Annotated in this window: 20 protein-coding genes; 4 read left to right on the plus strand and 16 right to left on the minus strand. The window is 46.6% G+C overall.

Annotated elements, in window-relative coordinates:
• Nucleotides 1-4: 4 nt before the first annotated feature.
• The 7 genes from J0M30_12820 to J0M30_12850 form a co-directional block, all read right to left on the minus strand.
• Nucleotides 5-1,375: a hypothetical protein gene (locus J0M30_12820; GenBank protein MBN8668375.1), complete on the minus strand. Its 1,371-nt coding sequence runs from the start codon at nucleotides 1,373-1,375 to the stop codon at nucleotides 5-7.
• A 9-nt stretch (nucleotides 1,376-1,384) separates the two neighbouring features.
• The gene (locus J0M30_12825) at nucleotides 1,385-2,854 is read right to left on the minus strand and encodes an NAD(P)(+) transhydrogenase (Re/Si-specific) subunit beta (protein MBN8668376.1); all 1,470 of its coding nucleotides are present in this window, start codon (nucleotides 2,852-2,854) and stop codon (nucleotides 1,385-1,387) included.
• A gap of 8 nt (nucleotides 2,855-2,862) precedes the next feature.
• The gene (locus tag J0M30_12830) at nucleotides 2,863-3,171 is read right to left on the minus strand and encodes an NAD(P) transhydrogenase subunit alpha (protein MBN8668377.1); all 309 of its coding nucleotides are present in this window, start codon (nucleotides 3,169-3,171) and stop codon (nucleotides 2,863-2,865) included.
• A 24-nt stretch (nucleotides 3,172-3,195) separates the two neighbouring features.
• Entirely contained in the window at nucleotides 3,196-4,305 is a 1,110-nt protein-coding gene (locus J0M30_12835) for a Re/Si-specific NAD(P)(+) transhydrogenase subunit alpha (GenBank protein ID MBN8668378.1), read from the minus strand.
• 87 nt (nucleotides 4,306-4,392) lie between these two features.
• Complete coding sequence (locus J0M30_12840) at nucleotides 4,393-5,199, minus strand: class I SAM-dependent methyltransferase (GenBank protein MBN8668379.1); 807 nt, start codon at nucleotides 5,197-5,199, stop codon at nucleotides 4,393-4,395.
• A 14-nt stretch (nucleotides 5,200-5,213) separates the two neighbouring features.
• Nucleotides 5,214-5,708 (minus strand): dihydrofolate reductase, encoded by a 495-nt coding sequence (locus tag J0M30_12845; GenBank protein MBN8668380.1) that lies wholly within the window; start codon nucleotides 5,706-5,708, stop codon nucleotides 5,214-5,216.
• A 65-nt stretch (nucleotides 5,709-5,773) separates the two neighbouring features.
• Nucleotides 5,774-6,583: a thymidylate synthase gene (locus J0M30_12850; protein MBN8668381.1), complete on the minus strand. Its 810-nt coding sequence runs from the start codon at nucleotides 6,581-6,583 to the stop codon at nucleotides 5,774-5,776.
• Between the two features lie 299 nt (nucleotides 6,584-6,882).
• Between J0M30_12850 and J0M30_12855 the strand changes: the two genes are divergently transcribed.
• A complete protein-coding gene (locus J0M30_12855) occupies nucleotides 6,883-7,275 on the plus strand; it encodes a hypothetical protein (GenBank protein ID MBN8668382.1) in 393 nt (130 codons plus the stop codon).
• Between the two features lie 48 nt (nucleotides 7,276-7,323).
• On the opposite strand, the gene J0M30_12860 is transcribed toward J0M30_12855, so the two are convergent.
• From J0M30_12860 to J0M30_12870, 3 genes are all read right to left on the minus strand, one after another.
• Nucleotides 7,324-8,562 (minus strand): proline dehydrogenase family protein, encoded by a 1,239-nt coding sequence (locus J0M30_12860; protein MBN8668383.1) that lies wholly within the window; start codon nucleotides 8,560-8,562, stop codon nucleotides 7,324-7,326.
• Nucleotides 8,563-8,604: 42 nt separating this feature from the next.
• Nucleotides 8,605-9,354, minus strand: a complete 750-nt coding sequence (locus tag J0M30_12865; protein ID MBN8668384.1) for a hypothetical protein — start codon at nucleotides 9,352-9,354, stop codon at nucleotides 8,605-8,607.
• Between the two features lie 249 nt (nucleotides 9,355-9,603).
• The gene (locus tag J0M30_12870; GenBank protein MBN8668385.1) at nucleotides 9,604-10,320 is read right to left on the minus strand and encodes an SDR family oxidoreductase; all 717 of its coding nucleotides are present in this window, start codon (nucleotides 10,318-10,320) and stop codon (nucleotides 9,604-9,606) included.
• Nucleotides 10,321-10,373: 53 nt separating this feature from the next.
• Here J0M30_12870 and J0M30_12875 point away from each other — a divergent pair, with 53 nt between their 5' ends.
• Both J0M30_12875 and J0M30_12880 read left to right on the plus strand, forming a co-directional pair.
• Nucleotides 10,374-11,846, plus strand: a complete 1,473-nt coding sequence (locus J0M30_12875) for a cryptochrome/photolyase family protein (protein MBN8668386.1) — start codon at nucleotides 10,374-10,376, stop codon at nucleotides 11,844-11,846.
• An 86-nt stretch (nucleotides 11,847-11,932) separates the two neighbouring features.
• Nucleotides 11,933-12,445, plus strand: a complete 513-nt coding sequence (locus tag J0M30_12880) for an acyl-CoA thioesterase (protein MBN8668387.1) — start codon at nucleotides 11,933-11,935, stop codon at nucleotides 12,443-12,445.
• A gap of 134 nt (nucleotides 12,446-12,579) precedes the next feature.
• Here the strand turns inward: J0M30_12880 and J0M30_12885 are convergent, their stop codons facing one another.
• The 4 genes from J0M30_12885 to J0M30_12900 form a co-directional block, all read right to left on the minus strand.
• Nucleotides 12,580-13,320: a 1-acyl-sn-glycerol-3-phosphate acyltransferase gene (locus J0M30_12885; GenBank protein MBN8668388.1), complete on the minus strand. Its 741-nt coding sequence runs from the start codon at nucleotides 13,318-13,320 to the stop codon at nucleotides 12,580-12,582.
• Nucleotides 13,321-13,437: 117 nt separating this feature from the next.
• Entirely contained in the window at nucleotides 13,438-14,862 is a 1,425-nt protein-coding gene (locus J0M30_12890; GenBank protein ID MBN8668389.1) for a T9SS type A sorting domain-containing protein, read from the minus strand.
• Nucleotides 14,863-15,139: 277 nt separating this feature from the next.
• Nucleotides 15,140-17,038, minus strand: coding sequence for a 30S ribosomal protein S1 (gene rpsA / locus J0M30_12895; protein MBN8668390.1), 1,899 nt, complete (start codon nucleotides 17,036-17,038; stop codon nucleotides 15,140-15,142).
• Between the two features lie 184 nt (nucleotides 17,039-17,222).
• Nucleotides 17,223-18,434 (minus strand): NAD(P)/FAD-dependent oxidoreductase, encoded by a 1,212-nt coding sequence (locus tag J0M30_12900; GenBank protein MBN8668391.1) that lies wholly within the window; start codon nucleotides 18,432-18,434, stop codon nucleotides 17,223-17,225.
• A gap of 197 nt (nucleotides 18,435-18,631) precedes the next feature.
• Here J0M30_12900 and J0M30_12905 point away from each other — a divergent pair, with 197 nt between their 5' ends.
• The gene (locus tag J0M30_12905; GenBank protein MBN8668392.1) at nucleotides 18,632-19,582 is read left to right on the plus strand and encodes a 1-acyl-sn-glycerol-3-phosphate acyltransferase; all 951 of its coding nucleotides are present in this window, start codon (nucleotides 18,632-18,634) and stop codon (nucleotides 19,580-19,582) included.
• Here J0M30_12905 and J0M30_12910 read toward each other — a convergent pair.
• Nucleotides 19,579-20,748, minus strand: a complete 1,170-nt coding sequence (locus J0M30_12910; GenBank protein MBN8668393.1) for an ATP-binding protein — start codon at nucleotides 20,746-20,748, stop codon at nucleotides 19,579-19,581. The two genes, J0M30_12905 and J0M30_12910, sit on opposite strands and share 4 nt — an antisense overlap.
• A 58-nt stretch (nucleotides 20,749-20,806) precedes the next feature.
• The gene (gene map, locus J0M30_12915) at nucleotides 20,807-21,631 is read right to left on the minus strand and encodes a type I methionyl aminopeptidase (protein ID MBN8668394.1); all 825 of its coding nucleotides are present in this window, start codon (nucleotides 21,629-21,631) and stop codon (nucleotides 20,807-20,809) included.
• Between the last annotated feature and the right edge of the window lie 48 nt (nucleotides 21,632-21,679).

Here is a 21,679-nt window from a genome sequence, read left to right on the forward strand (position 1 = left end):
AATTTTACCCATTCGCTCCATCCTCTTTGAGAATTCGCAACTCTTTGGGATAGTAGTTATTGACGCGATTGGGCAACACATTGACCCATCCCAGGTTATGCCCCGAAAATTGGGCCAGTTGCCACCCACGGATTGAGCCACCAGTGATCTCTTTTCGCTGCAAATAACGGATGGCCTGCTCTTTATCCAGGTCCAAGCGGGGGATTTCGTGCGGAATATATCCGGTCATTGCGAGGGCATGGTCCGGGATCAATTTATCCCGCATCCATTCACCTACCCGAAAACCCGCATTGACCACACGGAGGGACTGGAATAAAGCCCCTATGACCTGCTGGCTTTCTTCCTGTATGGCCTGAATGAATTGCTCATGTTTCCACAAAAAGAGTCCGTCCTGTTTGATCCAGGGGGAAATATCAGTCTGTTCTTTTCGGGATAAGGGGCTGATCTTTTTTTCTTTGCTGTAAGCCGGTCCTTCCTCCCCATGCGGTTTACGAAAACAACCCAGAAAGAATCCCTCGCCTTTAACCTGATCGGGCCAAAATCGGTATCCTCTTGCTCCTGTAGTTGATTCGGTTTCAACGATCCTCCATTCATTTTCCAAAGTGAGCGAGATGGATTCCAATCCACCTTCCTGTATTAACCAATCCAGGATCGATTCATCCTCCTCCTTTGAATAGGAGCAGGTGGAATAGATCAATATTCCCTCTTTTTTTAACACGGGTAAAATATCCGCTAATATCCGTTGTTGGCGCTGACTGCAGAGTGTCACCGCTTCTTCGCTCCATTCATTTATCGCGTCAGGATCACGTCTAAACAAACCACTTCCGCTGCAAGGCGCGTCGACCACTACAACATCAAACCAGCCTTCCAGGCGGGTAAAATCGCGAGGATCATTGTTCGTAACCACCACATTGGCCCCGCCCCACTTCATGCAATTCTCATAGAGGATATGACTTCTCGAACGGATCACCTCATTGCTCACCAAAAGGCTGTCATTGGAAAGCAGGGATTGAAGATGGGTGGACTTACCTCCCGGGGCCGCACTGATATCCAATACCCGCAAGGGCTTTGACAGATCAAGCGATTGGCGCATGGCCTGTTCGAGGAACATGGAACTGGCTTCCTGTACATAATACGTTCCCGCATGAAAGAAGGGATCGAAGGTGAAGGATGGTCTTTTCTCCAGATAATAACCGAATTCCGACCAGGGAACTTTCTCTGCCACAGGAAGAGAAGCAGGAGCGATAGAGCATTTAAGAGGATTGATCCGGATGGACGTCAATGATCCGGACTCGCCATGTACTTGCATGAACGCCTCCCTGTTAAAACCAGGCAGGCCATTCAGTGATTGCAACAAGGCAGCAGGTATTGGCACGCAAGGAAATTAGATGCTTTTGATTTCAGCGATAAGGTCCTGGAGTACTTTCTTCGCATCGCCAAAAAGCATGGAGGTCTTTGGCCGGAAAAACAGATCATTCTCAATGCCTGCATAACCCGGTTTCATGCTTCGTTTGTTCACGATAACTGTCTTGGCCAATTCCACATCCAGGATCGGCATACCGTATATGGGAGAAGAAGGGTCAGATTTAGCCGCCGGGTTCACCACATCATTCGCACCCAGGATCAACACCACATCGGTATTATGAAATTCCTCGTTGGCTTGTTCCATTTCCAACAATTTATCATAAGCTACATCAGCCTCTGCGAGCAGCACATTCATATGACCGGGCATACGACCTGCCACCGGATGAATGGCATATTTTACCTCTACCCCTTTGGCTTCAAGTAATTTTTCCAGTTCATGACAGGCATGTTGTGCCTGGGCAACGGCCAATCCATAGCCGGGAACAATAAAAACCTTCTGGGCATAGCTCATCACCACGGCGGTATCACTCAGGTTGATCTCCTTGTAGCTACCTTGTTGGGTTGATCCACCGGCAGCGGCTTTCGCACCTCCGCCAAATGACCCGATAAGTACATTCGCCAATGAACGGTTCATGGCTTTACACATCAGTATCGTTAACAAGGTACCTGCGGCACCCACCAGGATACCCCCTGTAAGCATCACTTTATTATCATAGAGGAAGCCCCCACTGGCAGCGGCTACACCGGTAAAGGAGTTCAGCAGCGAAATAACCACTGGCATATCTGCTCCACCGATCGGTAACACAAAAAAGACACCGTAGATCAACGCGAGCGCGAAGATCAGGTAGAAGAGCAGGTGGCTCGAAGCAGGCACCCATCCTACGACATACACGGCCAATCCCAAAATAACCGCCAGCAACACAAGATTGAATATATGCTGACCGGGAAATGCAAAGTCTTTCATCCGGCCATTCAATTTAGCCCAGGCCACCATGGAACCTGCAAAGGATACGGACCCGATGATCAGGCCAAGCATGATGGTGATCAACATTCCTGCGGGAACAGGAAGTTGAAGTATTTCAGTGGTACCTACCACGTCTGATACATAGGACTCTTCGATGCTGATTGAAAAATTATTATTGGCTAAATGATCGAATTCGATAAAAGAGATAAGCGCGGCACAGGCACCACCCATTCCATTGAACAGGCTGACCATTTCCGGCATGGCGGTCATCTTTACTTTTTTAGCCGCCAGGGTTCCCACGATCGAGCCGATCAGGATACCACCAAAAATCCATCCGTAGTTATGTAATTTATTTCCGGCCTCGTCACGATACAGAAAAATAGTACCCAGAATGGCAATGGTCATTCCTGTAGCGGCCACCCAGTTTCCTTTTCGGGCAGTAGCAGGATTGGAAAGCATTTTCAGGCCAATGATAAAAGTGATCGATCCGATCAGGTAACTAAGCGTAAGTAGGTTGAGATCCATCATTCGAATTACTTTTTCTTTTTGAACATCTCCAGCATACGGTCGGTGACAACAAAACCACCCACCACATTCAGGGTTCCAAGTATCACGGCCAGAAAGCCGAGTATAAGGGCCAGATAATTATCGTGTTCAGCCTTGCCCATCACAATGATAGCACCAATGATCACTACTCCGTGAATCGCGTTGGCCCCACTCATCAATGGCGTATGTAACACACTGGGCACCCGGCCAATGACCTCAATACCCACAAAGATCATCAGGATCACGATGTAGATGATCTGCTGATTGGCTGTTATCCATCCGAGAATTGAATCCATTTTTATATTATTTCAATAAAAAAATTATTTGACCCGTTCATGCACGATCTCCCCTTCATGGGTGATACAACTTCCCTTTACGAGATCGTCTTCCCAATTCAGGTGAAGCTGGCCTTCCTTGGTGATCAGCAGGGCCAGAAAATTCAGGATATTCTTACCGTACATTTTACTTGCATCCGAAGGCATGGTCGCTTGCAGATTGGAATTGCCAATGATGCTGACCCCGCCTTGTACAACGGTCTCATTGTTTTTGGTAAAGGGTGTATTACCCCCTGTAGCGGCTGCCAGATCGATAATGATGGAACCCGGGCGCATGGCAGCGATCATTTCCTCTGTGATCAGGATCGGGGCTTTTTTACCAGGGATCTGCGCCGTGGTAATGATAATATCTGCCTTAGCAGCTGATTCAGCGATCCGGGCTTTCTGCCTTTGCATAAAATCTTCGGATTGCTCTACGGCATATCCGCCAGCTTTTGAGGCATCGGCGGCTCCTTCTACTTCAATGAATTTCGCACCCAGACTCATCACCTCCTCTTTCACAGCCGGACGCGTATCGAATACTTCTACTACCGCACCCAGTCGGCGCGAAGTAGCAATGGCCTGGAGACCAGCTACGCCGGCCCCTAATATGAGCATTTTTGCGGGGGCAATACTTCCTGCCGCGGTCATGAACATGGGGAAATAACGGGAGTAAGAGGCAGCTGCAGTCAGCACGGCCTTATACCCGGCGATATTAGCCTGCGAACTCAATACATCCATGGCCTGGGCCCGGGTGGTACGCGGCAGCATATCAAGGGAAAAGGTTGTGATCTTATTCGTAGCCCATTGTTGCATGATGTCTTTCTGAAACAATGGCTGGTATACACCCAACATCACCTTTCCGGCAAAGGAAGGACCACCCGCTTCTTCCGGCGTATGGATTCCCAGTAACAGATCAGCCGAGGCAATCACCTCAGTCCGGCTTGTAACCCTGGCCCCGGCCTTAGTGTATTCACTATCCGGGCAAAAGGCCTTGGCCCCTGCATTTTCTTCAACAATGATCTGGATACCTTTCTTGGTGAGGGTGGCGGCCGCTTCCGCCAGAAGGGATACTCTGGACTCGTATGCGGGTTCTTTTAGAATGCCTATCGTCATATGGATAAATTCCAGGGTCGAAGGTAACGAATTTTAGGTTGTGGGAACAGGTGATAATTGTTAGCTGAAACCCTGATTATTCCACTCTTAGTACCGAATTGTGAAGTGAACCTTCTCCTTGAATTCCTCCCGAAAGAATACGATGCCAATAAAGAAGAGGTCAAGACTGCACTGTACCGCGGGATTCTGACATATCTCCCCCCAGGCTTCTTCCATTTCCCGGCTCCAATGTATATCATCAAATATCAGGATCGTTTCGGGTCCGGCATGTTGGAGCAAGGCTTTAAAATACCGCAATGTGGGCTCTTTCCGGTGGTTGCCATCAATAAAGACCATATCCGGTCTGCCCAGTTTTTCCAGGGCGGGTAAAAGAGTTTGGTCAAAATTTCCTGTCACCACCTCAATATTCTCCAACCCTAATTGATTAAAATGATGGGTGGCCAGTTCAGCAATGGAAGGGGCTCCTTCGAGCGTAAGAAGTTTAACCTTTTCGTTTGCCTGTGCCAGATAGGCACTGGTTAAACCAAGCGAAGTACCCAACTCCAATATCTGTTGTGATCGATAATACCGGGCGATACGAAAAAGGAGCTGGGCATACTTGGGCGGTTTAGCGGCATGGGTGGCAATGCTGGAGATGGACCGTTGATGTCCGGCGCCAGTGGTAGTACCTGCTCCAAGGTCTTCCACCGATACCATCCGCTTATCGTTGATTAATTTTTTTCGTAGCGACTCCACTTTTTCATAGGCCGGATAGGTTGCACGATCGTTCAACACCTGTTTGATGAAACCAAACACAAAGGGAGAATGGGTGCCATGCCCTTTACCATTGGAGGCGGAGAAATAGTAATGCAGGTATTTACCAATGAACCGGATTCTATGTAGCCAGTTTCCCATTTATTATTGCTTGATCAGGGTCTGGCCTCCCAACGTTCGAAACTATATGCGTATTTGTTCTTTTCATCCGGTTGGCAATCTCTTTTGAATGCCAGTTCCCATTTGGAAGGATCGATGGCGGGAAAGAAAACATCGCCTTCAAAATCCTGATGTATCCGGGTCAGGTATAAACGTTGCGCGAGTGGCAGGGCCAAAGAGAAAATCTCTGCTCCTCCGATTATGAATATCTCTTTTACATCCAATGCTTCCGCGATTTTCTTCGCGCCCTCCAGCGAGTCAACCACATGTGCGCCTTCCGCATTGAACTCATTGTTTCGACTGATCACAATATTGGTTCGTCCGGGAAGGGCTTTTCCCAATGACTCCCAGGTCTTTCTCCCCATTACAATGGGCATGGCCCAGGTGGTGTTTTTAAAATATTTCAGGTCTTCGGGAAGGTGCCAGGGAAGGCGGTTCTCTTTACCGATGACGTTGTTTTGGGAAACCGCAACTATGAGAGAAATAACCATTGAAATAAGGAATAAGGAATTTGAAATAAGGAATACAAAAATAGGGCATCCAGGCAATTCACTTATTATACTGCTACGGGGGCTTTTATCGCCGGATGTGACTGGTAATTTTCCAAGGTAAAATCTTCAAACTTGAAATCAAATATATCTTTTACATTCGGATTGATCTTCATGACAGGGAGCGGAAATGGATCACGGCTAAGCTGAAGATTTACCTGATCCATGTGATTGCTGTAAATATGTACATCTCCGAATGTGTGGACAAAATCACCTGGCTCCATATTACACACCTGTGCCATCATCAGTGTAAGCAATGCATAGGAAGCAATATTGAATGGAACGCCGAGAAATACATCCGCACTGCGCTGATAGAGTTGGCAGGACAAACGTCTTTTCCCATTGGGGCCGGGAGCAGTATAAAATTGAAAAAGCGTATGACAGGGCATAAGCGCCATTTCGGACAACTCCCCTACGTTCCAGGCACTGACGATCATACGACGGCTATCCGGGTTATTTTTTAATTGATGGAGAACATCCGTAATCTGATCAACCACCTTCCCATCCTTTCCTTCCCAACTTCTCCATTGCTTGCCATAAACCGGACCCAGTTCTCCCTGTTCATTCGCCCATTCATTCCAAATACTCACTCCATTTTCCTTTAAATAGGCAATGTTTGTTTCACCTTTTAAAAACCAAAGCAACTCATGAATGATGCTTTTTAAATGGGCCTTTTTGGTGGTTACGAGGGGAAATCCTTGCTGCAGATCAAACCGCATTTGATAACCAAAACAACTCCTTGTACCGGTCCCTGTCCGGTCACTCTTATCCGTACCATGATCTAAAATATGCTGAAGAAGAGAAAGGTATTGCTGCATGGGCGCAATTTAGGATGAAATGAGGAATGTCGTGAGAGATGGGACGTCAGTCGTGAATCGTGAGACGTCAGTCGTGAGGCGTGAGGCGTGAGTCCGGGACTCTTAAATTATTGTAAAACAATCAGTTGATGTATTTATTGACGTTTTACTACTCACGATTCACGTCTCACGATTCACGTCTCACGATTCACGCCTCACTCCTCACGCTCCCCCCTTGACCACAAACAGAAAAATCCCTGACCAGTCTCAGCCCGATCCAGATATATGTGAAATAACTTTCGCTTATAAAGCGGTTGTTTATGACCAACACCAACAGACTCTACAAGCAACTTGGCAATTTATTCTATGCCATTGCAGCGGCTGATCGAAAAATCAGACCTGAGGAAAGAAAAAGCCTGACTGATGAAATTCAATACACGTGGAAACATTATGATGAAAGCACAGACCGTTTTGGTACCGACAGGGCCTATGTGATCCAGTTTGAATTTGATACCATGGAAGAAAATTATGAAACGGCGGAAGATGCCTACCGTGCTTTCGAAATTTATTTTCAGGAATATGAACGTGAAATAGATGTGGATACCCGCAAGCGGATATTTAACAGTGCCCGGCATATTGCGGAAAGTGTGAGAAAGATCAATCACCCGGAGTTAGACTATTTAGTTCGTTTAAAGAAGTTATTGGAAGTTTAGGGAAAAAAGAATAAGAAATAAGGAAGGTTAACTACTTATTCCTTATTTCTAATTCCCTCCCCCTCTTCTTTTTAATTCTTTTGTTATCAGCCCCAGTTCTCTGCCCGTTTGTCCTCCAATAGAAGTGTTTTCCTGGGCACGGCGCATCAGGTAAGGTATCACATCGCCAATGGGGCCAAAGGGCAGGTATTTACTTACACTGCATCCTGCATGGGCCAGGTTGAAGGTGATATTGTCGCTCATGCCATATAACTGGCTGAAATGAACATGGGGATGATCCAGCGGGAGATTCTTTTGTTCCAGCAATTGGGTGGTAAGCAGATTGCTATATTCATTGTGGGAAGCCACGATCAACGCAATACGGTCGAGGTGGTCTACACAAAAACGAACCGCATCATTGAAATCACGATCGGTACTTTCTTTATCGGGTTGTATCGGAGAAGGATAACCATTTTCCACTGCCCTTTCTCTTTCCTTTTCCATATAGGCACCACGAACGAGTTTGGCGCCAAGGATAAACTTGCGTTCCAGGGCGGCTTCATACGAGTCCTTTAAAAAAGCCAGGCGATCGTGGCGATAATGTTGCGTGGTATTGTACACCACGGCCTTCTCTTTGTTAAAGGCATCCATCATGAGGATGGTCAGGGCATCCACCGGATCCTGTATCCATGTTTCTTCCGCATCGATCAGCACCCCAACACCTGCTTCTGCGGCTGTTTGGGAGATCTTCATTAGCCGGTGTCTGACGCGATGCCATTCCTCTCGTTCGGCAGCTGGCAGTTCATCAATAGCCTTCAGATACCTTTTCATCAGGGAGCCGGGCAGGGCATGCATCATGGTATCGAGCTTTTCCAATAAACCGGTTCTTGATAAACCGGTCACCTTTACACTCATAAAAGGAATATTGGCCTGCGATGCTGCATAGCGTATAACACGGATAAACTGCTCACAGGATTCATCAAAACCCTTTTCCCCATCATCCCCCCCTTCTACCCCATAGTCCAGGATTACTTTTACTTTATACTCACCCAACTTTTTGGCCACTGTTGCGGTCTCCTCCAGACTCTCCCCGCCAACAAACTGCCTGAATATCGTATTGCGTACAATGGGTTTGACAAATGGGATGTTCCACCGGATAGCGGCCGGGGTCAATGCAATGCCAGCCTTTACAATCCAGGGTCTGCCCATCATGGAAAACAGAAAATGGGCCCGTTTTAATTCTTTATCGGTCTTGTAATGAAAGGCCAGATCGGTATCATCAAAGGAAATAGTAGGGTGTTGCTCCATGCTAACAGTCGTTGTGGTGCAAATATAGGAGAAATGAAAAGCTTAGTTGCTGACCCTTTTCCGGCGAATGGAAATTAGCGGTGACCGGGTATGCGTCGGCTCAATTGCCAATGACTTTTTCTCCCCGCTCTCGATCCAGCTCAGGTTGATCCTGAGCCGGTTTTTTAACAATGATTCATTGACAAACAGGACCTCATTGGTGGTGGAATCGGCCAACTGGATACGCAACCGTAAGGGGTTGGTAAAAATATCATGAAGCGAAATGGAAGGGAATCCATCCAGGTAAACCGAAATAGAATCCCCTTGTTTTCGGGCGGCTGACCTTACCTCCATGACCAACTCGGTACTATCGGTGAATATTTCCGCAACCCGTTCAAATCTCCTTTCTGCGGGTGGAAGATATAAACCGTTTCGCTCCACAAACAGAAAGAGGTCCTCTCCGTACTTCTCGAGTTCTTCGCTGGTACTACTGCTGACCTCAAACGCCGTTTGAACAGTGGAAAAATTACTTACCGAGGCATTGGGGCTTGACCATACGCCTGCCAGGCTCTTCCCGTTTGGCTCTGTAGGTATAATGACCGCTGACATACTCCGCAGCCATCCGCATGTTTCTTCATTGAGGTTCACCTGTCTGACAATTTTCTCCCAGGTCAAAAACACCCGGTTCTGATCGCGTGCACCAACCACCAGGTAATCACATCCGGTCACTGTGTTTTTTTCAAATCCGCGGAGGTACATCATCCCCCAAAGGCGGCCAGTAGAGTCTTCTTCCAGTTCAAGGGTCATCCGCATCTCCTGGTCTTTGAACCCATTGATGGCGATCTTCCCTTCCCAAATTCCGGTAAGGGATTGTGAGAAAAGCGAAAGCGGAATGAACGCGATGACGAGTAAGGAGAGTTTGATAGTTGGTTATTTTGGGAATTTGAAAATGTGTGAGGTGCTAATTTATGAAAGTGAGATTAATAATTATCTCAAATTAACAAAAATTGAACACCCTCTTTCCCAATTCCCAAAATCCAAAATTCACCAATAGGTCAATGATTAAATAGCCTGATGGTTAAATGGCTGTAACACCATTTCATTCACCACACCACTTACCGGTTGCTGGCAGAGGAACCAGATGGCGCGTGCGGCTTCGGTGGCGACGATCATTTTGTCGCGTTGTACCCGGAGGTCAATGGTATCCCAAAACGGAGAATCCACTCCACCCAAAAACAGATTGGTAATACGTATATCCGTTCGTTTTACTTCTTCGCGTATGGATTGCATCATTCCCACCAAACCATATTTGGCCGCGCAATAGGCCGCCGCCCCACTCATGGGAGTCTTCCCGAGAATCCCGGGAATATTTATGATCAGTCCTTTTTTTGCTTCTTTCATGCCGGGCAAAAAGGCCTTGACCAGATTGAAAGAACTAACCAGATTGGCATCAATCATTTGGTAAAGATCATTCAGCGATAATTGGTCAAACGGTTTGATCACCCCGGCACCCGCCGCATTGACCAATATATCGATCCGGGGTACAAGGGCATGGATCTTTTCCGCCATAGCGGCTACCTCGGTCTCTTTTGACAGGTCTGCTAAGAAGACCCGATCAGAAGAAACCTGGCAGGCTTCAGCCAAACTCAGGATTTTTTCGGCTTTCCGTCCTGCCAGGTAAATAATTGCACCGCTTTGCGCCAGCAGCCTGGCTGTTTCTGCACCAATGCCACCGGTTGCTCCGGCGATCAAAATATGTTTGCCTTTAACTGATTCCAATTGAATTTCTTTCCACCTACAACAATGCCTGTCTGGATTTGTTTGAATAGAAAATGAAAACAGCCGGATTGATATTTCCCCACCAGCTTTTTGATCCACATCCTCTTCTTTCATTGGGGATACCTTTATTTCTTGTGGAGGAATATCTGTTCTTCCGACAATACAGGTTTCACAAAAAGAAACTCGTTTTCCACCGGGCCTCCATGAAGGGTTTTGCCAATCGAATTCTTTCAAAAAAGGTAGAATATCATTACATAGCGGCTACAGACCCCCTTTCGGATATACGCTTGTTGATACCCGCGCTTGCCCGGGATGGCTTTAAGAAGATCATCTATATTGATACAACCGATAATTGGCTGGAAAAGAGAATACAAAAATCCATACACGAGACAGGATTGCGTTCAGAAAAACTATCCTCTCCGCTCTTCCTTAACCGAATGGAGGAAGTGTCCCAATTTTTTGAAACCAGAAAGACCTATTTCCAAACCGACTTTTATACCTGGCAACGGAAAAAGAGAAACATCCTCCTTACTCCGGAAGGTAAACCGGTAGGAGGTAAATGGACCTATGATGCGGAGAACAGGGAAAAGTTTCCCCGGAAGGCCATAGCTCCATTAGTAGACCTTCCCCTGCAAAATGAAGACGTTGCCGAAGCAACAAAATATGTAGTACAATATTTCTCCGGGAACCCGGGTACGACCAAGGATTTCTTTTACCCGGTGGATCATGGATCTGCGCTTTCCTGGTTTCGGGATTTTCTGGTCCATCGCTTTGCGGCATTTGGCCGTTATGAGGATGCCATGGTGATGAACGAACCGATCCTGCATCATTCTCTGATATCTCCATTGCTAAATGCCGGTCTGCTTTCTCCTCAACAAGTGATTGAGGAAACCCTGGCTGAATCGGACGCCCTGGCCATTCCCCTGGCTTCACTGGAAGGTTTTTTGCGACAGGTTATGGGTTGGAGAGAATTCATCCGGATCGTATATGAACGGGAAGGAAGCAGGCAAAGGACACATAACTACTGGAATCATACCCGAAAGATCCCTTCTGCATTCTATACGGGGGAGACAGGCATCCTTCCGGTTGATACAGTGATACGGCGTGTATTGGAAACAGGCTATTGCCATCATATCGAAAGACTGATGGTTCTGGGAAATTTTATGCTGCTTTGCGAATTTGACCCCGATGAGGTCTATCGCTGGTTCATGGAACTTTTTATCGACAGTTATGACTGGGTGATGGTCCCGAATGTATATGGCATGACCCAATTTGCCGATGGTGGATTGATGACCACCAAACCCTATATCAGTGGAAGCAATTACCTGTTAAAAATGGGTGATTGGGAAAAAGGACCCTGGCAGGAAACCTGGGACGGATTGTTCTGGCGGTTTATGCATGTACACCGGGATTTTTTTACACAGAATCCACGGTTGGGAATGCTGGTAAAGACCTTTGATAAAATGCCTGTTGAAAAAAGAAACAAGCATTTGAAAAACGCAGATGAATTTCTATCCAGGCTTTAGATCAGGTGTATCTGCACCAGGCAAACCATGACCGTTGGTTGAATAAACCCAGACCACAAACCCTTAATTTTGCTTAAAATTTGATTATGCGGGAAAAGACACCCTCTGACAGTTATACGGTGATGACCGAACTGGTATTACCCAATGATACAAATACCTTTGGCAACCTGATGGGTGGCCGGTTGATGTACTGGATGGATATTGCCGCGGCATTGGCAGCTATGAAACATTGCAGTTCCCCGGTGGTTACCGCTTCGGTAGATAATATTTCTTTTGAAGCGCCGATCAAATTGGGAAATGTGGTGCATATTGAAGCCAAGGTTTCCCGCGCCTTCAATAGCTCCATGGAAGTTCACCTGAATGTTTGGGGTGAAGATGCGATCCAGCAATTCAAATACAAAAGCAACGAAGCCTATTATACATTTGTCGCCCTTGATCCAAATGGGAAGCCACGCCCTGTACCCGGATTGGTTGCGGAAACAGAAGAGGAAGTAAAACTCTTTGAAGGGGCTTTGCGCCGTCGGCAAATACGCCTGATCCTGGGTGGAAAAATGAAACCGGATGATGCAGCGGAGTTGAAGGCCTTGTTTGTGAAGTAGTGATTTGTTTTCACCGCAAAGAACAAGAGAACGCGGAGTTCCGCAAAGGAATATAGCAATTTGCTTCTATCATTAGCACGAGGATATAAAAATCTCTGCGTAACTCTGCGTTCTCTCGTACTCTGCGGTAAAACCTATAACTCGGGCCTGAATTTTTTGCTTTGTTCAATCGCATCCATCACTTGTTCCAGTATGAGTTCGGCGGGAGCTTCATAATCGATGGGTAATGGCTCCTTGAAGGTGACCGATAATTGGGTACCTGGTTTTTTCAATTTCAACCCTTTTTTATTGAACGCTCTTCCAAACCCTTCGATCACCACGGGTACCACGATGGGTTTGTGGTATTTGATGATGAGGGCTGTGCCCTTTCTGCCGGGGGCATAGGGGGTTGTGGTTCCCTGGGGAAAAGTGATGATCCAGCTTTCTTTTAAGGCGCGTTCTATTTTCCGGGTATCGGAGGGGTCCAACCCTTTTCGCACTTCGCTCCCACCCTCTTTCCAGGTTCGTTTAACGGTCAGCGCACCCGCAAGGGTGAACAGCCGGCTGATCAAACTCCCTTTCATCGTTTCTTCAGCTGCTACATAATATACACGGGTGAACGGGTTGAGTAAATAATAGGGAACACCCAGTCTGTTCTTTTTCCCCCATTTTACAGCACAAAAAATGTGGAGAAAGGTGATCACATCGGCAAAGTAGGTCTGGTGATTGCTGACAAAAAGAACATTCTGTTTTGGAAGGCTGCTGATATGTTCGGTGCCCCGGATGCGGAGTCTGTTGACCCAAACGAGACCCGGGTAAGAGAGTATCCCGACAAAGGCATACACGAGGGCTTTTACCCATCTTGCGTTCTTGATTCGTTCTTTCCAGGTTGCCATGATTCTTGCTACCAGCTAGTTTGTGGCCGCTAAATTAGACAATTAATCAAAAAAAAGGGGCGCCCTAGACAAGGCACCCCGCAGGTTATTAAACCTGAGCATGATTCAGCTGAATCGTCATCGAACAATAGAAAATTTGCAGGTACTTACTTCCGCTTCGTCTATCATTTGCAATGTGTACACGCCCGGTTGCAACCTGTTGAGATTATTGATACTGATGGAATTGTTTCCTTCATAAACGGTGGCCTTTTGCGTCAGCACCACTTTTCCGGTGAAATCAATGACCCGGAGGTCCACCATTCCTTTCGATACGGCGGTCATGCGTACGGTAGCATTTCCACTTACGATCGGGTTGGGGTTGATCACGATACCGCTGATCGCTTTGCTGCTGCGACGGATCAGGACGGTCGTGCTATAGGTGAATTTGCCATCCAGATCCACCATTTTAAGTCTGTAATAAAAAGCATTGCCATTCACACTGCTCAGGTTATCCTTAAGCTCATAGCTCCTGGTTTGTCCGGGGCCACCTGTAGGGTTGACCAGACCAACATTTGTAAAGTCGATTCCGTTCACACTACGCTCTACCTCATACTGGCGGAATTTTACTTCATTCTCAGCGGTCCAGTTCAGGATAGCGCTGCCTCCATTGTATCTGCCGGTGAAACCAAGCAGGTGTACAGGGAGGGTGGATTGAGAGGGGAATTCAAAACAGCCAAAGCGTCCACCATACTGGCGGGTGGGCTGACCAAAGTTGGTTGCGAGGCCACCTGATTCGTAGTTATAACCCATACGATAGGTGATAAAGGACTGGGCAACCCCGTATTGTCCGGCAACGGCTACTTCCGCGCAACGAGACACTCCATCTCTTTCGCAAACACTTCCGGCAAACCCTCTCCAGGTACTGGCATCTCCAGTGTACTGATAGGCCACCAGTTCGGTATTGCTGTTTCCGTTGATGGTCAGTGGTGGTGCTTCACGGAATACACCGGTTTCGCGAAACCAGCGTTGACCGGTCATAGAGCCATCCACATCATAATGGACATAGTTCAGATTCGCCAAAACGGCGGGTACGGTAAAGTCGTTATTGCTGACCGGGTTATCAACGTGCAGGTAAAAACGAACAGTGAACTGCACATAACCATCACGGTCGGTAGCGCCCAGGTTCTGGTCCGGAGAGATCCGGGGGGCGAAGAAAGAAGCGATACTGATACCACCCTGGTCAACTGCTGCATCATCATCTACACTCTGCAGGATGGCACGATAGGTAGCATCCACGGATACCGTGGCATGCACACGTTGTCCATTCACAAGCGCTACATCGGTAAAACGATAGACCTGGGTTGCGGCATTAAAAGTCCCACCCTGGAAATTCGTCACCACGATATTAGAGCCCGGAGGACAGATGTCAATATTTGCATTTGTGGTACAAAAGGAGGCGTTACAGCTAATCGGATTGGCAGGGACGCTTCCTGGCGCAGATTGCGCATAGCTTCGGTTACTCAGCCATAATAATGGCGTAAGGAGTAGAAAATATTTGATCATGCTTCAAGTTTTAACGTATTCCGAGGGTTTAGCGGATATGGATACGTAGGCGGCAAATGCTCAGCCTGCTGAAGCTTTTCAGAATAAAAAATTGGACTAATAGAGGTTTTGAAGGAAGATTGGTCGGATTAGTGGTGTCTCGTGGATAGAAGGATACGCAAAGTAGAGGGTGTAACGATGTTCTAGATGCAAACCTAATATCCGTTTTTTGATTTTGCAAGTATTCTAAGAAAAAAACCCCTCCGGGGAGGGGTTTTTACGATAGTGCTATTCAGAATCAGCTCTTTGCTTCGTCGCCAGAGCCTTTCTCTTCTTCTTTCAATTTGGCCTTGATCTCGGCCAGGGCACCCAGGTCACCCAGGGTGGCTTTTTCTACCTTGCTCTGGATGGTTTTAACAGCCTTCTTGGTCTTTTCCGATTCTACGCGGGCTTCTTTTTTAGCCGCTTCTTTTTCATCGGTTTTGGCTTGTTCCCAGATACGGGTATGGGAGATCACGATCCGCTTTTCATTGCGATCGAACTCGATCACAACGAATGGACGGTTATCATCCACGACGATGGGTTTACCATCTTCGGTGCTGAGATGACGGCTGGGGGCAAAGCCTTCCAGTCCGTAAGGAAGCTGTACCACAGCGCCTTTGTCATCGCGGCGGATAACGGTTCCTTCATGGATGCTGCCAATGGCAAAGGTATCCTGAAGGGTATTCCAGGGATCTTCTTCCAATTGTTTGTGTCCGAGTTGGAGTTTGCGGTTATCCTTGTCAATGCCCATGATGATGACATCGATCTTCTCTCCTACTTTCGTATAGTCGGAGGGGTGATTAAAGCGCTTCAGCCAGCTCAGGTCGGAGATATGGATCATACCACCGATACCGGGGGCCAGTTCCACGAATACACCATAAGGTGTGATATTCTTTACTAGACCGTTGTGACGGCTTTCCAGCGGGAATTTCACTTCGATGGTGCTCCAGGGATCTTCGCTGAGTTGTTTGATGGAGAGGCTCATTTTGCGGCTGTTCTTATCCAGCGTCACCACTTTGGCCTCATGCTCATCACCCAGTTTGAAGAATTCTTTGGCATTGATCGGTGTATTGGCCCAGGTGATCTCACTTACGTGCACCAGTCCTTCTACACCAGGGAGGATCTCGAGGAAGGCGCCATAGTCTTCGATATTCACTACGCGGCCTTTGATCACTTCACCTTCTTTGATATTCTCAGGCAGCACATCCCAAGGATGTGGGGTCAGTTGTTTCAGACCCAGGCTGATACGTTTTTTCTCGTCGTCGAAATCCAATACCACCACATTTACCTTCTGGTCCATTTTCAGCACCTCGCTTGGGTGGTTGATACGACCCCAGGAGATATCGGTGATATAGAGCAAACCGTCCAGGCCACCAAGATCCATGAAGGCACCGAAATCGGTGATGTTCTTCACAGTTCCTTCCAGTACCTGTCCTTTTTCCATCTTGCTCATGATCTCGGCACGTTGTGCTTCGATATCGCTTTCGATCAGTGCTTTGTGACTTACTACGGCATTCTTGATGGTTTCGTTGATCTTCACCACTTTGAACTCCATGGTCTTACCAACAAACTGATCGTAGTCGGTAACAGGTTTAACATCGATCTGAGATCCGGGAAGGAAGGTTTCCATTCCGAATACATCCACGATAAGACCACCTTTGGTCTTGTTGGTAACGGTACCGGTAATAACCTCGCCCGTTTTGTGAACTTCCATGATACGCTCCCAGGCACGTGTGATACGAGCTTGCTTGCGGCTCAGGTTAAGGTGACCATCCCGGTCCTCTTTTTCCACTACCATTACTTCCACTTCATCACCGATCTTCAGATTGGGGATGTCACGGAATTCATTGAGGGAAACCAATCCATCACTTTTGAAACCGATATTCAGTACAACATCAGTCTTGGTAAGACCAACCACCGTACCAGCCATCAGTTCTCCGTCTACGATGTTACGGAAAGTAGCATCATACACTTTGTCATACTTCTCTTTTTCGTCCTTGCTGTACAACGATACATTGCGCTTGTCAATTGACCAGTCAAAATCGTCGTGAGCAGTCTCCACAGGTACATTTTGTGTCGCTGTAGCCGCCACGGTTTCCACCACGGGCGCCTCCTGGGATTCAGCGTTTGGGTTAACAATATTGTTTTCAGACATGATAAAATTCCCGAGGGATTTAATTCGGGGGTGCAAAGATAGGAAATTATTTCAGGCGAAACAAGTAAATAAACGTTTGAAAATCAAGGAGTAAGAAATGAGAAATAGGGAACATAAAAGAAGGAATAAGGAAGGGGTTGCCCTACTACCTTATTCCTCATTTATATTCCTGATTCCTTATTTCTTATTTCTCAATGCCCACCGCTTTTGCCACACAAAACCCGCTTGTCCAGGCATGCTGAAAATTGAATCCGCCAGTCACTCCATCCACGTCCATGATCTCTCCGGCAAAGTATAATCCCGGCACGATCCGGCTCTGGCAGGTTTGGGGATCTATTTCGGAAAGTTTGATACCTCCTGCTGTGACAAATTCCTCTTTAAAGGTTGTTTTACCCTTTACCTCGGCTTCCCAGGCAGTGAGCAATTGAATCAGTTTATTCGTTTCCCTGGCTGGTAATTCACCCCATCGCTGTTCTGGTTTTAACCCGGATTGATAGAGGAGAAATTCCCAGAGCCTTGCCGGTAATGAAACCGGGCATCGGTTGATTGCACGTCGTGGATGCAGTACACGTTGTTCCTGAAACAGGTTTCTCCAATCGTTCTCTTTCATTTCTTCCATCCAGTTGACCTGTACAGAGAAATTCCAGTTGCGTGCCGCCAGTTCGCGGGCACCCCATGCACTGGATTTTAAAACGGCTGGACCACTCAATCCCCAATGGGTGATCAGCAGCGGACCTTGTTGTTCCAGTTTTGTCCCTTGTATCCTCACCCGGGCGGTTGGTACCGATACGCCCATGAGTTTTGAAATAGGGTGACCCGGTAGATTAAACGTGAATAAAGAAGGAACAGGTCGTTCGATAGAATGGCCCAGTGCCTCGATCCAGGCAAAGGATTCTGGTTTTGCATAGCCTCCCGTGGCGATGCATACGGCTCTGGTCAAAACGGATCGGCCATCCTTTAATTCAATAAAAAATCCGTTTTCATTTTTTTTTACCGCTATTACATCGGCCTGCATCCACAGTTCAACGCCATATTGATTGATCTCCTTCATCAGACAATCAATAATTGTTTGCGAAGAATCGGATGTGGGAAACATCCGGCCATCGGGTTCTGTTTTTAACTTCACCCCTCTTTCCTCAAACCAGTTCACTGTGTCCGTTGTGAAGAATTCATGAAAGGATTTTTTGACAAAGTTTTGTCCCCGGGGATAGCGTTTACTCATTTCCCCTATATCAAAACAGGCATGGGTGACATTGCACCGCCCCCCACCGGATACTTTTACTTTCGAAAGTAGTTTACCCGATTTCTCCAATACCAACACCTTTATGCCCGCATGTAGCCTGGCCGCATTGGCCGCACAAAATATGCCGGCTGCCCCTCCTCCTATAATGACCAGGTCAGTCAACGTGTGTTAAATTGATTTAGAAAAAATGAAACCATCGGTTGAAACGATAATCCTCATCAAATATAGGATGGCCTAACCCAAATGCAAGGGGTAGGATGTAATGTGTTCTCGCGCATTGGCGATTAAACCAAAAAAATCTTACTAATTAAAGTTTCCAAAAGTCAGTACATTTAAAAAAACTAACGCTTTTGCTTTACGCTGCGCTCAAAATCATTGGGCAACCTGCCATCCGGATCTTTTGCAAGAGAGTGGATATTGATGATCCATCTTTTCTTCGGGAAAAAGGCCCCTTGCTTTTGGCGGCCAATCACCCCAATTCCTTTTTGGACGCCATCATTCTCGATCTGTATTTTGAAATGCCCATCTATTCTTTGGCCCGGGGCGATGCCTTTTACAGCCCCTCTGTCACCCGGATACTTACGGCCCTCAAGATACTGCCTGTGTACCGCACCAGTGAAGGGGTAGAGAACCTGTCTGATAATTACAAGACCTTTGATAGTTGCCTTGACCTGTTCAGGAAAAATGGCGTGGTGTTGATGTTCAGCGAAGGCAAGTGCATTAATGAATGGCATTTACGACCCTTGAAAAAAGGTACAGCGCGTCTTGCCATCAAGGCCTGGGAAGAAGGGATACCGCTGAAGGTGTTACCCGTTGCCCTGAACTATGATTCCTTTGACAAATTGGGGAAAACGGTGATTATCCGTTTTGGGAAAATGATCCACAAGGAAGACATTCCCTTTGATCAACCGGATGGTCAGCGAAACAATGCCTTCAATCAATTATTACGCGCCGAACTTGAAAAAGGTGTTTTTGAAATTGATAAACAAGATGAAGAAAAAAGAGAAGCCTTGTTTGAAACCAAATCACCGGTCTGGAAAAAAATAGTATTGGCTGTTCCTGCCCTGTTGGGCTGGCTCACCCATGCGCCCCTCTATCTTCCTTTGAGAACCTGGGCACGAAAAAAATACCTACGCTCCGATCACTACGACTCCGTAATGATGGGGCTTTTATTATTGGCCTATCCTGTTTACCTGATCTTGTTTACGCTGGTGGTTTCTTTATTGTTGCCTATTGGTGTGGGTGCCCTGGGTTGTTTTCTGCTCCTGCCTCTGCTGGCCTGGTGTTATGTACAGGTTTAGTCAATGGTAACCGGGTAGTCATGGAGAAATTTCAGCCAAGGCTGAATGGAAATTCCATTTGATCGGTTCTCAGTTTGGTTGCCGTTATATATCACCCACCCTTTTTTTTGCCCGGTAAGTTTTTGGTAAAAAACAAGGTTGTCAGTGTATGCATCGTTGATCGTTTTACCTGATTTTATTTCAATGGGGAGTCCCATTGTTCCTTCATCCGCGATCACATCGATCTCATGACCGGTTTTATCCCGCCAAAAAAAGTAGTTGGGCACTTTCCCCTGGTTAGTCTTTTTCTTATATAATTCGGAAACGATCATTGTTTCAAATAGATTTCCTTTTATCGGATTATTTTCCAACAAGCGGGCATCGGTTAATCCCAATAAGGAGCAGACCAGACCTGTATCATAAAAATAAACCTTGGGGCGCTTGATTATGACTTTATTGAAGTTTCGATAATAGGGTCTTAATAAAAAAATGATAAAACTACTTTCCAAGATACCGATCCATGACTGAATGGTTTTGGTGTCCACCCCTGCTTCTAATGCCAGGGAGGTCAGGTTGAGCTCATGCCCTGTTCTTCCGGCAAGTAGGCGCATGAACCGCTCAAAAATAATCAGGTCAGTGATATTTTTAATTTGCCTGACATCACGTTCAATATAGGTCCGGATATAATTAGGATACCAATCCTCAGGCGCTATCTTTCTGTCATGTACCGGAGGATACAGCCCTTTGATCAGGAGCTCGTTTATCTCAGGTTTCTGGTCGGGGGTAAATAACTCAAGAACGGAAAATGGCAATAATTGTATCATAGCCACTCTTCCAGCCAGACTTTGTGTGATGTTTTGTTGAAGGAGATAATTATTCGATCCTGTCAATATGAATTTGCCAGATTCATTTGTATTATCCAATCGCTCCTGGAGGTAGGCAAAAAGATCAGGGACTCGTTGAATCTCATCAAATATGGCTCCTTCACTATTCGCTTCCAAGAATCCACGAGGATCTTCCTGGGCATACTTTCGGGTGTCCGGGTTCTCCAGAGAAACATATTTCTTATCGGGGAACAGGCTTTTGACCAAGGTTGTCTTTCCCGATTGACGGGGGCCTAATAGGGCAACCGACTTAAATACTCCAGCCAGGCTCCTGATCTTATCCGATGCTAATCGATTGATCATGAACAAATTTAATGATTTTTGGACAAATATGGAATCAGATTCCATATTTGTCCAAATACTACATAACAAATTGACTGTTAAATGAATAGGAAGGAGAAAGCCAGGTATTCCTTTGCTCGGCTTCTTCGATGGGATGATAATTAGAAAGGATATCCGCCTTGTCTTTGCGAATGCATACATCATGTTCAAAGTGTACGGAAGGTTTACCGTCCTTGGTTCGCACGGTCCAGCCATCTGACTCCGTGTACACTTCTTTTTTTCCCAGGTTGATCATGGGTTCAATGGCGAGCACAAGTCCTTCTTTGAGTTTGGCGCCGGTACCTCTGCGACCATAGTTGGGCACCTGTGGATCTTCATGCAGGGAACGGCCAAGACCATGTCCCACGAGTTCACGCACAACGCCGTATCCATGTTTTTTTTCGGTATGCTCCTGGATAGCAAAGGATATATCTCCGACCCGGTTGCCTGCTATCGCTTTTTCAATGCCTTTAAAGAGCGATTCTTTGGTAACGTTTATAAGCTGTCTTGTTTCTTCTCCGGGGTCTCCAATAGAAAAAGTATAGGCATGATCACCATGCCATCCATCCAAAATGACACCCACATCGATCGTAATGATATCTCCTTCCTTTAATTCTTTTTTATTAGGAAATCCATGTACCACCACATCATTGACGGAGATACAGGAATTGAAAGGATATCCATTATATCCCAAAAAAGAAGGAATGGCTTTATGATCACGGATATACTCCCCGATCCGCACATCCAGTGAAAGGGTATTGATACCCGGTTTTAGCATAGCCGCCACTTCCGTCAGTGTATGACTGACCAGTAGCGCACTGGCGCGCATTTTCTCGATCTCCTCCGATGATTTATAGTGGATCATTGGGTGCAAAAATACGAAAATTTCAGGAGGGGAAATAGCTGGAAGCTA

It is taken from the genome of Chitinophagales bacterium (genome assembly GCA_017303415.1).
GTDB lineage: Bacteria > Bacteroidota > Bacteroidia > Chitinophagales > Chitinophagaceae > SpSt-398.

Bases quoted from the DNA above. Each gene is read 5' to 3' on its own strand.
- J0M30_12825 (MBN8668376.1), bottom strand. From the start codon at position 2,854: ATGGATCTCAACCTACTTACGCTTAGTTACCTGATCGGATCGATCACT.
- J0M30_12830 (MBN8668377.1), bottom strand. From the start codon at position 3,171: ATGGATTCAATTCTCGGATGGATAACAGCCAATCAGCAGATCATCTAC.
- J0M30_12835 (MBN8668378.1), bottom strand. From the start codon at position 4,305: ATGACGATAGGCATTCTAAAAGAACCCGCATACGAGTCCAGAGTATCC.
- J0M30_12840 (MBN8668379.1), bottom strand. From the start codon at position 5,199: ATGGGAAACTGGCTACATAGAATCCGGTTCATTGGTAAATACCTGCAT.
- J0M30_12845 (MBN8668380.1), bottom strand. From the start codon at position 5,708: ATGGTTATTTCTCTCATAGTTGCGGTTTCCCAAAACAACGTCATCGGT.
- J0M30_12850 (MBN8668381.1), bottom strand. From the start codon at position 6,583: ATGCAGCAATACCTTTCTCTTCTTCAGCATATTTTAGATCATGGTACG.
- J0M30_12855 (MBN8668382.1), top strand. From the start codon at position 6,883: ATGACCAACACCAACAGACTCTACAAGCAACTTGGCAATTTATTCTAT.
- J0M30_12860 (MBN8668383.1), bottom strand. From the start codon at position 8,562: ATGGAGCAACACCCTACTATTTCCTTTGATGATACCGATCTGGCCTTT.
- J0M30_12865 (MBN8668384.1), bottom strand. From the start codon at position 9,354: ATGCGGATGACCCTTGAACTGGAAGAAGACTCTACTGGCCGCCTTTGG.
- J0M30_12875 (MBN8668386.1), top strand. From the start codon at position 10,374: ATGAAAACAGCCGGATTGATATTTCCCCACCAGCTTTTTGATCCACAT.
- J0M30_12880 (MBN8668387.1), top strand. From the start codon at position 11,933: ATGCGGGAAAAGACACCCTCTGACAGTTATACGGTGATGACCGAACTG.
- J0M30_12885 (MBN8668388.1), bottom strand. From the start codon at position 13,320: ATGGCAACCTGGAAAGAACGAATCAAGAACGCAAGATGGGTAAAAGCC.
- J0M30_12890 (MBN8668389.1), bottom strand. From the start codon at position 14,862: ATGATCAAATATTTTCTACTCCTTACGCCATTATTATGGCTGAGTAAC.
- rpsA (MBN8668390.1), bottom strand. From the start codon at position 17,038: ATGTCTGAAAACAATATTGTTAACCCAAACGCTGAATCCCAGGAGGCG.
- J0M30_12910 (MBN8668393.1), bottom strand. From the start codon at position 20,748: ATGATCAATCGATTAGCATCGGATAAGATCAGGAGCCTGGCTGGAGTA.
- map (MBN8668394.1), bottom strand. From the start codon at position 21,631: ATGATCCACTATAAATCATCGGAGGAGATCGAGAAAATGCGCGCCAGT.